Source organism: Microbulbifer sp. ABF4_148 (genome assembly GCF_056158985.1).
Genome location: NZ_JBSWUI010000001.1, coordinates 2,092,814 through 2,105,611, shown reverse-complemented (window position 1 = coordinate 2,105,611; position 12,798 = coordinate 2,092,814). Strand labels below are relative to the sequence as shown.

The 12,798-nt window shown below is 58.5% G+C and carries 12 protein-coding genes; all 12 read right to left on the bottom strand.

Going from position 1 to position 12,798, the window contains the following annotated elements; translation table 11 throughout:
• Positions 1 to 249: 249 nt before the first annotated feature.
• On the bottom strand, positions 250 to 531 hold the full coding sequence (locus ACXAD0_RS09125) for a hypothetical protein (protein WP_475088071.1): 282 nt from the start codon (positions 529 to 531) through the stop codon (positions 250 to 252).
• 86 nt (positions 532 to 617) lie between these two features.
• Complete coding sequence (locus tag ACXAD0_RS09120; protein ID WP_475088070.1) at positions 618 to 1,097, bottom strand: M23 family metallopeptidase; 480 nt, start codon at positions 1,095 to 1,097, stop codon at positions 618 to 620.
• Positions 1,098 to 1,248: 151 nt separating this feature from the next.
• On the bottom strand, positions 1,249 to 1,455 hold the full coding sequence (locus tag ACXAD0_RS09115; protein ID WP_475088069.1) for a gamma-glutamylcyclotransferase family protein: 207 nt from the start codon (positions 1,453 to 1,455) through the stop codon (positions 1,249 to 1,251).
• 433 nt (positions 1,456 to 1,888) lie between these two features.
• Positions 1,889 to 3,133 carry an MFS transporter gene (locus ACXAD0_RS09110; RefSeq protein ID WP_475088068.1) on the bottom strand — a complete coding sequence of 415 codons (1,245 nt, stop codon included), beginning with the start codon at positions 3,131 to 3,133 and terminating at the stop codon, positions 1,889 to 1,891.
• A 76-nt stretch (positions 3,134 to 3,209) separates the two neighbouring features.
• Positions 3,210 to 5,198, bottom strand: coding sequence for a transglutaminase TgpA family protein (locus tag ACXAD0_RS09105; RefSeq protein ID WP_475088067.1), 1,989 nt, complete (start codon positions 5,196 to 5,198; stop codon positions 3,210 to 3,212).
• A complete protein-coding gene (locus ACXAD0_RS09100; protein WP_475088066.1) occupies positions 5,199 to 6,200 on the bottom strand; it encodes a DUF58 domain-containing protein in 1,002 nt (333 codons plus the stop codon). It abuts the gene before it with no gap.
• Between the two features lie 4 nt (positions 6,201 to 6,204).
• On the bottom strand, positions 6,205 to 7,116 hold the full coding sequence (locus ACXAD0_RS09095) for an AAA family ATPase (protein WP_475088065.1): 912 nt from the start codon (positions 7,114 to 7,116) through the stop codon (positions 6,205 to 6,207).
• Between the two features lie 130 nt (positions 7,117 to 7,246).
• Positions 7,247 to 8,431: an O-succinylhomoserine sulfhydrylase gene (locus ACXAD0_RS09090; protein ID WP_475088064.1), complete on the bottom strand. Its 1,185-nt coding sequence runs from the start codon at positions 8,429 to 8,431 to the stop codon at positions 7,247 to 7,249.
• Positions 8,432 to 8,657: 226 nt separating this feature from the next.
• Positions 8,658 to 10,145: an amidophosphoribosyltransferase gene (gene purF / locus ACXAD0_RS09085; protein WP_475088063.1), complete on the bottom strand. Its 1,488-nt coding sequence runs from the start codon at positions 10,143 to 10,145 to the stop codon at positions 8,658 to 8,660.
• A gap of 42 nt (positions 10,146 to 10,187) precedes the next feature.
• Positions 10,188 to 10,682 (bottom strand): CvpA family protein, encoded by a 495-nt coding sequence (locus tag ACXAD0_RS09080; protein ID WP_475088062.1) that lies wholly within the window; start codon positions 10,680 to 10,682, stop codon positions 10,188 to 10,190.
• Between the two features lie 137 nt (positions 10,683 to 10,819).
• The gene (locus ACXAD0_RS09075) at positions 10,820 to 11,482 is read right to left on the bottom strand and encodes an SPOR domain-containing protein (RefSeq protein WP_475088061.1); all 663 of its coding nucleotides are present in this window, start codon (positions 11,480 to 11,482) and stop codon (positions 10,820 to 10,822) included.
• The gene (folC, locus tag ACXAD0_RS09070) at positions 11,469 to 12,713 is read right to left on the bottom strand and encodes a bifunctional tetrahydrofolate synthase/dihydrofolate synthase (RefSeq protein WP_475088060.1); all 1,245 of its coding nucleotides are present in this window, start codon (positions 12,711 to 12,713) and stop codon (positions 11,469 to 11,471) included. The genes ACXAD0_RS09075 and folC overlap by 14 nt, the downstream gene beginning before the upstream one ends.
• Between the last annotated feature and the right edge of the window lie 85 nt (positions 12,714 to 12,798).

Below are 12,798 nucleotides of genomic sequence, written 5' to 3'. Positions count from 1 at the left end.
TTCGCCCTTCCTCTATCTATCACTAAATTAAGAATTGAATAAGGTACCTATAAGCGCGCTCGATTGTCTACACCTAGGTTTTTGAAGCCAAGATGCTTACACTTCATAGACTATTGCTCCTGTCTCGTGAGGAAACACCAGTTTCACAACGAACAGCAGGGCAAGCATCCCACAGAGCCAGACGGCATATTTGGCAAGTAACCTACTGAATCTACTGTCCATATTCATCAATAGCTGAAATGTGTATTTTTATGGATAGTAAGGGAAGTCAATTTTATTCATTGACTTTAGCCAGTCACGATCAATTCCACCGCTAAATCCAACGACATAGTCGAGACCACAAAAGGGACACAAAGCCGTCTCCCCATTGTCACACCAGAACTGGACATCCTCAGGTCTGAACTCAGAAAAACAGCTATAACAAGCGGCGAACTCACTTGCCAGAAGCTCCAATCGGTGTCGGCCAACAGTGGTTCTGACAATTTCGGTGTAGTTATCCCCCATCGCCCGCGCTTTACCCTGCTTCTCCATTTATTGCTCCACAAAGGAGCCAATGACTGCAATTACGAAGGACACGATTGCGCCATCCATCACCAACGCCTCCTTAAGGAAAAAGCCTATTTCTCCATAAGGTATTCTATGGGATTCAGGTAAAACGCTTTCTTCCAGCCCTGAGTCGAACGGTCAGCTTTCCACGGTAACGGCACCAGACTGACAATTGAGTAGTGCATATGCGATGGCTTTCCGGCAGCATTACCGGTATCACCGACAGTACCTATCACTTCTCCTGTCGATGCCAAGAATCCCAACTGCTCAGAGACAGTGTCGAGATGAGCAAAATAATGCACCCGCCACCTGGGCCCCAGACCAAGCACGACATTACCACCCCTGGGGAGGGCGCCTGTATAAATAACAAGCATATTTGTACTGCTGAGCGCAGGTGTACCCCTCTTGGCGAAGATATCAATCCCTTTATGCACACCAGATACGCCCCAAGGCTCATACCAAAATGTATCACTATTCCAATCCGCCGGTGATGCCCCAGCGACAGGTATCGTCCTCCCCTCCGGAAACGAAAACCCGATAAGAATCAGCAAACAGAATGTCAGAAATACTTTCTTTATGAGACTCTCCCGCCAAACCAAATAAGATCAGACACTCTACAAATAGTCTTTCCGATATCTTATATATGAATTAAGCATATCGAACTTTGTAGAGTTTCAATACAGCTTTAATAGCTGACGACAGCTACTTGTAAACGCCTCGACGAAGTCCGTAGATATAGGCCTTCACATGCTCCCCTTCGTGAGTAGTGACAATAACCTCCATACGCTGATACTCAACCCCCTCGAACGCATCAAGCATTTGCCAATATGCTGAAAGACTCTCAGAAGTAAGCAGATAGCCATCAATCCGCTCACCACTTTCAGAAGGTATAAACCCAGGAAATCCCAACTCGGCACCCCAACCCTCAGCCTTGAGCGCACCACTGACTGTAGCCAGCTCCCAAGTCCCCTCGACCCCTCCAGCATATGGTGATTTTTTCTTCCAGGCCCTAACGAACCATATATGAATAGTCTTTCCATATAATTGCCAACTGAAATTCCGTCACCGCCTAACGCGTGAAAAGGAAACATGGTCTGACACAATTTTATGCCAATTTGCGCGGGAATTGAGCAACAAAAAAGTGAAATAAAATTTGACTGGTTAACACAATGAGCCCCTGATTTGTGGCCACCCTGATGTTTCGTTTCGAACTCCAGAGAGGCTGTTACACGATCCATAACTCTTACTTTTATGAGTGAGTCAGGCTAAAGCAAAAGAGGAACACAGACGATGAACTTTTGATTCCACCGAATTACAAGGTCAACACTCTTCCTTAAGCCTGCTATTCCGCGGTTTCGACCGTTAATTTACGCAGTGAGCCACTGGCAATGACGAGCACAAAGGCAACCAGGCTGAGGATGCCGGCCCACATCAGGGTCGTGAGCGGTGCTGCGTATTCGCTGAGGACACCGGCACAGAGTGCGCCGAGTGCGGCGGAACCGAACAGGGCGAGTTGATAGATAGAAATCAGGCGGCTGCGGTATTCCTCCGGGGCCAGCAGTTGCACGATGGCACGCCCCAGCGCGGCAGACGCGGCGGCGACCGCCCCCCAGCAGGCGCAGAGCAGCATCAGGCCAAAGGGGGTCGGGCCAAAGCTGATACCGACGAGAATACCCGCGCTATAGAGCAAGCACATCAGAATGCCCCGGCCAGGGGTACTGCCCTGCCCGCGCCGCAACATGACTGCCGTCGCAATCACCGTACCGACGATGAAGGCAATCTGCAGGGTGGCGTAGTAGCTGGCGCCACGGTCGTACTGCTCGGCCAGTAATGGGAGCACCACCAGGAAAACCCCGATATGGACAAAACCGTTGAAGGCCACCAGGGCGATCAGCTCGCGGATGGGCTGGTTTTCCCAGGCGCGACGCAGGCCATCGTGAATCATGTCCAGCGGCAGTGAGAGACGCATCGGGCGAGGCGCGCGTCGGAAGCGCAATGAGAACAGCAGGATGGCGGCAACCAGTAATACGCCGATCTGAATCAGTAACAGCGGCGCGACGCCCCAGCGGTCAAACTGGCTCGCCAGCAGCATACCCACCGCCTGGCCTCCATACTGGGCCAGCATCATCCAGGTGACGGTATCCTGCACCTGGCGATGTCCTGGCTTGCCATTGGGGTCGTTCACACTGCCCTGCTTGCCCGCGCTGCGTTGCACCAGATTGTCCCGCGCCGGTTGCAGAAAGGCGGTAAAGGTGCCCAAGGAAAAACCGTAAGCGAGCAGGACCGCGAGCGTCGGTACACGGGACTGGAAGTACCAGAGCAGAGCAGCATGGCAGAGTGCGAGGCCCAGACAGGCGAGCGCGGCGACCGCGGCAGAATCCCGTCGGTCGGCGAGTGCACCACCCAACAGGAGAAAGAGCAATGTCGGCAGCAACACCGATGCCTGCACCCAGCCCAGCTGAATAGGCGGCAGATCGACAACGGCGACGGCGATCCACGGCAACAGGATCACCTGCAGGCCGGTAGCAAGCGCGGTGCCACCGTAGCCAAGCAGGAAGGTCTGTAGTCTTGCCGAAGGAAACTTCACCGAATTTAAGTCCGTTTAAAAAAGCGTGGCGATTCTGTTTTACCCGACGCGACAGGCCGGTTGCCGAGCGCGGAGTTTACCCCATGAGGGACACAGGCCAGAACCCGCGCAACAAGCGACGCATTTGACGCACAGCCGTAGGATTGTCGGCATACGCCGCCTGCTCATAGGCGGCGGTAAAATGTCGGGCCACTGGGCCGAGCTTTGGCCGCTCTGCGGCCACCCGTTCGGCGAAATCCCGCGGCGCCTCGCCCCGTTCACGCACGAGCCCCACGCGCTCCAACCGCCGACAGAATCGCAGGTACAACCGGGCGGCAGGTGGCAACTTGCGCCCTCGCCCGCTCCACAGCATCCACCCCCACAAACTCAGCAGTGCCAGTACCACCGGCAGCGCGAGGAATAACGCCAGACGCATGGCATCCACTTCCCCAATCAGTTTGCGCAGCAGGCTCTGCTGCCGCTCGGCATCAAAACTGACAACTGTCTGATACCAGCGGTAGTTGATCATGTCCCACTGCAGGCGCAATTCATTCAGGAACGAGCTTTTATGCAACGGCAGTAACGCGTCCTGCATAAACTCGTCGGCGACCGCAGTTTGCAGCCCACTGCGAACCCGCTCCGGTGCGACGGCGGCAGTGGGATCTACCCGTTGCCAGCCTCGCCCTTCGATCCAGATCTCAGCCCAGGCGTGGGCATCATATTCCCGCACCAGAAGGTACTGCTGCCCTTCGACCCATTCCCCGCCCTGATAGCCAGCCACCACGCGCGCGGGCACGCCGGCGGCGCGCATCGCAAAAACGTAGCTGCTGGCAAAGTGCTCACAAAAGCCCTGCTGTGTATCGAACAGGAAGCCATCCACGGTATCCCCGAACAGCGTGGGTGGTTCCAGCGTGTAAGTGAACGTGCGATTGAAATGATTCAGTACCGCGGTAGAAATCGCTTCGGCACTACTGTGGTTCTGCTGCAGTGACCGTACCCAATCGCGGGTGCGCGGATTCCCCTGCGTGGGCAACTGCAAATTGCGGCGGCGCTCGAATTCACGCAGTTCCCGAGCCGCGTTGAACGACTCACGCGGCCAGGACTGAACCTGATATGCGAACCGATTGAAGACCGGGGTGCGTTTTACCAACCGATCATCGAGGGTCTCGCCAACGCTACGGGTCTCTGAATAAGGGCTGGCAAGCGCAAACAACCAGGGTTGCTGGGTCGCCTCCTGAATCACCTGATAGCGATAGCGCGGGCCAACCTCCGGCAGAGGCACCTGGCTGTTTTGCCAGATAACCCGCCCGCCATCACGGGGGTCCACACCAATCCCCTGGCGCCACTCGCCATTGTTAAAGTTGGAAAATACCAAGCCGCGCCAGTAGCGCTGTTCCGGTGGTGGTATCGGGCCGTCAAAACTGATGCGCAACGCGGGCTTATCAGACTGTGACAACTTGCCAAAACTGCCGGGCTTCATGGTGTCCGACATACCGGTTGTGGCGGCCCCACTGTTTTGTGGCACTGCCCATAAAGGCCCCATTCGGGGAATCACCACAAACAGCAACACCATAAGCGGCAACGCTTGCAGGAACAGTTTGGTCACCATCCGCAACGCCCGCGCCGGCTGCGCAGAGGCACCGCCCTGCTGTGCGGCCAGCGCCGCGGTCACCACGCCAACGGCAGTTAAACCGTACAGGGCATACGGGATAGTTTGTTCAAATACCAACAAGGTGCCGGCTACAAAATACGCCAGTATCAGATTGAGGAAGGCATCCCGGCGGGTCACCAGCTCCAGATTCTTGAGAGAGAATGCCACGGCGAGCAGTGCCACCATGGGCTCCAGTGCGAACCAGCGGTGGTAAGACAATGACAAACCACCAATTGCGATAATCACCGCAATCAGTTTGGCAACTTTACCGGGCAGCTCGCGCCGACCGCGAAATACTTCAAAGCGCCACAACACCGCGACCACCCACCCCAGCACGATCCAGATCGGCAGCCGGGTAAAGTGCGGCAGTAAAACCACAAACTGTGCAGCAAAGATCCACAGTAGGCTTTCCCGGGGCAAGCGCGCAGTTTCCATTTACACGCCTCCTACCGGAAACAGGGCCAATGCGGTCAACAATTGCCGTTGGTGTGCCTCACCAAGCGCGGGCGCAATCGTGGTACCGGGAATACGCAATCCATAGGGCACCTGCTGACGTTCAGCGTCGAGGACCCAGGCGCAGAGATTACTCAAGCGCGTTTCCACATCCCGGCCCCCGAGCAAATCCCAATCGAGCCACAGGCGATGGTCAATGCCCTGCTCGAAATCCCGGCTGTGCAGCTCACGCCCTCCGGCATACTGCTTCCACGCCACATGCCGCAGTGAATGCCCCGGCACATAGGGCTTCAAACCGGCGAACTCGTCGCCGTCAGCGCGTTTGATCTCGGAGTCTCCATCACCTGCGGAGGCCTCCAAGGGCAATGGACCAGGGGATTTCGGGCGCGGGTACACCAGAAACTCGGCATCGAGATCCACATTACTCCAACAGCGAAACAGTCCCAGGGGAAAACGACTCTCAATCACAAGCCGGGGCGCCCGCACACGACCGCGGCGTTCAACCGGCCATGCCACATCGACTTCGGCATCGACAATCTGTGTGCCGTCTTTTTCACACAGATGCGCCACCGCACTCTCTCCATCGGGCCAGCGCAGGTGCAGATGCTCGCGCTCACGACGGTTATCCCGCGCCAACAGGATGCGGGCCTGGGCGAGGTCTCCGGCAAATGCGGGTCGGGTTCGCAACAGGCGCAACTCGAGTCCGCTGAGATTGGAAAAGGTATGAATGGGGAGAATCACAAATACGCTCAGCAGCAGAAATGCCAGCGCAAAGACCAGGTTATTTTCGTAGTTGGTCCCCAGCAGCCACAGCAGAGCGGCCAGCAACAGAAACGTGGCACCGGCACGGGTGGGCATCACAAAGAGTTTGCGATGGTCGAGAAAGACCTGCTTCGAGGGTGGCAGGCGCCGCTTTAGCCAGCGTTCCGTCATTTCACGCCAGCGTGCCCCGAGCGCCTGCCGTTGTTTCGCCAGGTTTGTCACAGGTTCAGGCCGCGATAACGTCGACCTGGTGCATCAGGCGCTCGACAATCTGAGTGCCATCCCCGGCCTCGCTCTGCAGGCGATGACCTGCCACCGAGGGCAAAACCGCCTGCAGGTCTTCTGGTACCAGATGGTTACGTCCGTGAATCACCGCCCAGGCGCGGGCAGCCTGCAACAGGGCGAGCGCACCGCGCGGGGAAAGTCCCACGTTGCACTCCGCGCTGTGACGGGTGTGTTGCACCAGGCGCTCCAGATAATCCAGCAGGCTGTCGGAAGCCTTCACCGCGCTCACGTGACGCTGTAACAAGGCCAGGCCGTTCAGGTCGATTCGCGGTTTAAGTTCACGCAATTGCGCCCGCGGATCGACCCCCTGAAACAACGCGCGCTCGGCTTCGCGGGTCGGATAGCCGAGACTGATCCGCATCAGGAAGCGATCCAGCTGGGACTCCGGCAACGGGAAGGTCCCGGATTGCTGCAACGGATTCTGGGTTGCGATGACAAAGAAAGGATTGGGTAGCGCGCGGGTTTCACCGTCGACACTCACCTGGCGCTCCTCCATAGCCTCGAGCAAGGCGCTCTGGGTCTTGGCGGACGCACGATTGATCTCGTCGGCGAGCAGCAGCTGGCTGAATACGGGACCCTCATGGAAACGGAACTGGCTGGTGTCCCGCTCAAACACGGATACCCCGATGATGTCCGCCGGTAACATGTCACTGGTGAACTGCACCCGGTTATAGGAGAGCCCCAACACCCGTGCCAACGCATGGGCCAGGGTGGTCTTGCCCATGCCCGGAAGGTCCTCGATCAACAGGTGCCCACGGGACAGAAGGCACGCAATTGCCAGCTTGACCTGGTGCTCTTTGCCCAACAAAACCGTGCCAATGTCGTCGATAATGGCGGAAATCGTATTCTGCATAATGGTTCCGGTGCTGCGGCCGCCCCCGCACCGACAGGCGCACGGGCGTCCGGAATTCTTGTTCTTAATAGTAGGTGGAGGCCGCTACTACTCTGCCACGAATGTCACATTTTGCGCCACTCAGGGCAAGTTATTTCAGTAAAGCCAAGCCCCGCGCCAGATCCCTCTGCAGATCTTCGACATCCTCCAACCCGACAGACACACGGATGAGGTTTTCAGTGATACCCGCTCGAGCCTTGTCCTCATCGCTGAGGCGCCCATGGGTGGTGGTAGCGGGATGCACAATGGTGGTCTTGGCATCCCCCAGGTTGGCGGTGACCGACATGATGCGGCAGGCGTCGATCACCTTCCATGCCTCTTCCCGACCGCCACGCACACTAAAACTCAGCACACCACCAAAGGCCTTCTGCTGCTTCGCTGCCAGCAGGTGCCCGGAGTGTTTGGGCAGGCCGGTATAATTCACCTTCTCTACCGCCGGCTGCTCGTCGAGCCACCACGCCAGTGCCAGTGCATTGCGCGAGTGGGCCTGCATGCGCAGGCTGAGAGTCTCCAGGCCCTTGAGGAAGACCCAGGCGTTGAACGGGCTCAGACTCGGCCCTGCAGTGCGCAGGAAAATCACCAGTTCGTCCATCAGCGCCTTGCCGCCGATAACGACACCACCCAGACAGCGCCCCTGCCCGTCCAGGTATTTGGTGGCGGAGTGCACAACAATGTCTGCGCCCAGCTCAAGCGGGCGCTGCAGGGCCGGTGTACAAAAGCAGTTGTCCACGACCAGCAGTGCGCCGGCACTGTGGGCCAGGTCTGCCAGTGCGGCAATGTCCGCCACTTCACACAGGGGATTGGAGGGCGTTTCCATAAACAGCAGGCGGGTATCGCCATCGAGGGCATCACGCCAGCCATCCATATCGGTGAGGTCCACATAGCTCACCTTCACCCCGAACTTTTCCATGTAGCGCCCAAACAGCGCGGTGGTCGTGCCGAATACACTGCGGGAACAGATGACCTTGTCACCACTTTTCAGCAACGCCATACACACACTGAGGATGGCAGCCATACCACTGGAGGTGGCTACCGCGGCCTCTCCACCTTCCAGCGCCGCCATGCGCTCTTCAAACATACGCACGGTCGGGTTGGTATAGCGCGAATAGACATTCCCGGGGTTCTCGCCGGAGAAGCGTGCGGCGGCCTCGGCAGCGGACGGAAAAACATAGCTCGAAGTCAGGAACATCGCCTCGGAGTGCTCGCCTTCCTGAGAGCGAATCTGGCCGGCGCGAACCGCCAGGGTATCCAGGGCGTAATCATCATCTTCAAACATAACTTGAACCATCCGGGTAAAACGTTTGCCAATCCAGGCGTGAAGCCACTGCCGCATATGACTTTATCGCCAAGGCAGTGCCGGTTATTGTAAACGGTGCACCTGCAAGGAAAAGCCCCCCGGCATCCGCAGGCTGCGTTTTTTCGCAGATACAAAAAACCCGCGATGGGTACCGCGGGTTTCAGGGCGTCGGGTCTTTACCACCCGACGGGATCGGAGGCTGGCTTTAGATCGCCGCCTCATCTCCCTTGTTGGACTTGGCGTTGTCATTACGCTCGGCGTGCAGGCGCTCGAGGTAAGACTCGTCAACATCACCGGTCACGTACTTGCCATCAAATACGGAGCAGTCGAAGCTCTGGATGGCCTCGTTGCCTTCCGCGGAACACTCCACCAGATCTTCCAGGTCCTGGTAGATCAACCAGTCTGCGCCGATCTCCTCACAGATTTCTTCGGTAGTACGATCGTGGGCCACCAGTTCTTCTGCAGACGGCATATCGATACCGTATACATTCGGGTACTTGACCGCAGGCGCTGCCGAAGCAAAGTACACCTTGGCCGCACCGGCGTCGCGGGCCATCTGGATAATCTGTTTGCAGGTGGTTCCGCGCACGATGGAATCATCCACCAGCAAGACATTCTTGCCGCGGAATTCCAGCTCAATGGCATTGAGCTTCTGGCGTACCGACTTCTTGCGCTGTTTCTGCCCCGGCATGATAAAGGTCCGGCCGATATAGCGGTTCTTCACCATACCCTCACGGAACTTCACACCCAGGCGGTAAGCCACGGTCTGGCCGGCCGTACGGGAGGAATCCGGAATCGGGATCACCACGTCGATGTCATGGTCCGGACGATCGCGCAGGATTTTTTCAGCCAGGTGTTCACCCTGGCGCAGACGGGACTTGTGCACCGAGACACCATCCATGATGGAGTCCGGACGCGCAAAGTACACGTGCTCGAAAATGCAGGGGTTCAGGGACGGATTCTCGGCGCACTGCTCGGCGTGCACGGTGCCATCCAATTCGATGTAAATCGCTTCACCCGGGGCGACGTCACGGACCAGGGTGTAGCCCAGCACGTCGAGCGCAACGGACTCGGACGCCACCATGTATTCAGTGCCACGATCGGTTTCGCGCTTGCCGTAAACCAGCGGACGAATTCCGTTCGGATCGCGGAAAGCCACGATGCCATAACCCACGATCAGTGCCACACAGGCATAGCCACCGCGGACACGCTTATTGAGCGCTCGCATGGCCTCAAAAATATCTTCAGCCTTGGGCTGCAGTTTGCCGAGCTTATGCAGCTCATGGGCAAATACGTTCAACAGGACTTCCGAGTCGGAATCGGTGTTGATATGGCGCAGGTCCTGCTGGTAAATCTCTTCGACAACCTCGTCCTTGTTGGTGAGGTTGCCATTGTGTGCCATGGCGATGCCGTAGGGGGAGTTCACGTAGAACGGCTGCGCCAGCGCCGGGCCGGAACCGCCGGCAGTGGGGTAACGCACGTGACCGATACCGAAGTTACCGGTCAGGCGCTGCATGTGGCGCGCGCGGAACACATCACGTACCAGGCCATTGGCCTTCTGCTGGCAGAGACGGTCCTCATCGCAGGTCACGATGCCGGCAGCATCCTGTCCACGATGCTGCAACAGGGTAAGCGCGTCATACAGCTGCAGATTGACGTCACTCTTACCGACGATACCGACAATACCACACATAGTTTTGGCCCTACTGGTCGAACGTTGGCGGGCGGCTGCCCGTTAAAACAAGTTTACAAAAAAGTCCTTGATCACCGCGGCCGCATCGCGCGCACGGTCTTCAAAGGTGAGGAAATGGGGGATAAGCGCCGAATCGCGCCACCAACTGTCTTCCTCCACCGGAATCATTGCCGGCGCCATAATCAGGAGCGCCAGCACAATAATCGCCCCGCGCATCAAACCGAAAATCATCCCCAACACCCGATCCGTGCCGGATAGCCCGGTGGCTTCCACAAACGCGGACACAGTCATGTTCAGGCCGGCTCCGGCCAGGAGGGTGAATATAAACAGGATGCCAAAGGCCGCTATGGCCTGCAGTGACGGGGTATCCACGAGGCGAGACAGCAGCGGCGCCAGCTCGTCACGGAACATCATGGCGATCACAAAGGCGGCCACCCAGGTCAGCAGAGAGAGGGTTTCCCGGACGAATCCGCGGCTGAGACCGATCAGCGTGGAGATTGCCACGATAGCCAGGATGGTCCAGTCAGCCCAATTCATTCAGTTCTCATCTGCCTCGGCAGCTGTCGCGAAAGAGCGCGCATTCTAACTTACCACCGGGGGCGCGTGAAGCCGTTCGCAAAAACCCGGGGAACCGTGGGACAGCGAGACCCGCAATACGCGTCGTGACGAACTGGTCAGGCTTTGAAACGCATCACCAGGGTTTTGAGGCCCAGCAGCTGGTCCAGCTCCTGCTTCACACCCTGTGCTTCTGCCTTCTCGGCCTTGGGGCCGACAAAGACCCGCACAAAACGCCCGCGATCCGTGGTTACCGGACGTACAAAAGCGCGGTAGCCTTCGCCCAGCAGACGATCACGCATCTGCCCGGCGCGATCGGCCTGACTGTAAGAGGCCACCTGCACTACCCAAGCATGGGGCAGCCCGGAGGCATCGAGAATGGCTGGTTTTTCTGCGGGAACCGCCTTCGTCGGGGCAGGCGCTGCAGGCTTGGCCGGCTCCACCTGTGCCACCGCCGGGGACGGTGCCGGTTGCGGGGCTTTCACCGCGGGCTCGGGCTCAGCGACCGGTTCTGGATCGGCCTCTGGCTGAAACAGACTGTCTGGGTCTGGCGCAGCCGCAATACCCTCGACCGGTTGTGGCTCGGCAATCTGGATCGGCTGAATCTGCGGGGGCTCGGGGATCTGACTGGTGACGTCGATGTAGCGCGCACCCTCCCGGTCAAACAGGGACGGCAGGAAGATCACAGCGAGAGCAGCCAGCACCAGAGCGCCAACTATTCGCTGCTTGAATCCGTCATCTAAACGCCCCCGCTTGGGAGCCTCGTTGTCACACGACGCCATCGCCCTCTTCCCGCATGCGCTGTAAAACTTCTGCAACGGTAAAGAAAGAACCAAAGACAAGCAACCGATCTGTGACGTCGCTCTCATCAATCAGGCGCTGTAGCACGTCACTGATGGGCGCACAATCCGCCGCCAGCCCTCTGGCCCCTGTGTCACGCAGTGCTTCTTGCAGCTGCGCACCATCGGCAGCGCGCGGATTGTCTGGCAACAGCGCGGGATACCAGTGGTCCACGCGAGAAACCAGTGGCTCAAACAGGCCCGGCAGGTCCTTGTCCGCCATTACCGCGACCAGCGCCAGTGTGCGACCACTCACAGGATGGCGATCGAGCCAGTCGGCCAGATAAGCCGCGGCAGCCGGGTTGTGACCAACATCTAGCAAAAGTTCACGCTCATGCCAGCGCACCTGTTGGCAGCGACCGGCCAGACGCAGCTGACTGATGATCTGCACCGGATACGCCGGCAGGACGTCGAGCATTTTCAACGCGGTCAGCGCCGCCGCCACGCTCGGTGGCGGCAGGGGAACCTCCGGCAGAACGAGTTCCAGATCCCCAAAGCGGTATGCGCCTTCCGTCATGTAAAAATCAGTATCGAAATAGCAGGCCGGTGACGCCTGACCCGAAGCGGCCGCAACCACCGAGGCGGGCGGCTCCGGATCGGCGCACACAAAGGGAACGCCGGGGCGCAGGATGCCCGCTTTCTCGCGACCAATCACTTCGCGGTCACTGCCGAGCCATTCCTCATGGTCCAGCGCCACGCTGGTAATAATGGCGAGATCGGGGTCGACCAGATTCACTGCATCCAGCCGCCCGCCCAGCCCGACTTCCAGCAAGGCATAGTCTACGCCGGCACGCTGAAACAGCCATAGCGCCGCCAGCGTGGTGTATTCGAAATAGGTCAGGCTGACGGTGTCGCGGGCCTGCTCAATTGCCTCAAAGGCAGCCACAAGCGAGGCGTCATCCACCTCCTGCCCGTCGATACGGATACGCTCGTTAAAGCGCAATAAATGGGGAGAGCTATAGGCACCGACATGGCGACCATCGGCGCACAGCAAGGCTTCCATGGTCGCAACACACGAGCCTTTGCCGTTGGTACCGGCCACCGTGATCACGGTGTTTGCAGGTTTCTCGATACCCAGCGTGGTCGCCACCTGGGCAACGCGCCCGAGGCCAAGCTCGATTTCGGTGGGATGCAGCCGCTCAAGACGGCTGAGCCAGGAGTGCAGCTCGCTCATAGTACTCTCACGCCCGTTACACCGGGGTGTTCTGGGCCGGGGATCATCCGGCCCGTGCTATGGCAGCTGAGGGGCCCGACTGAGC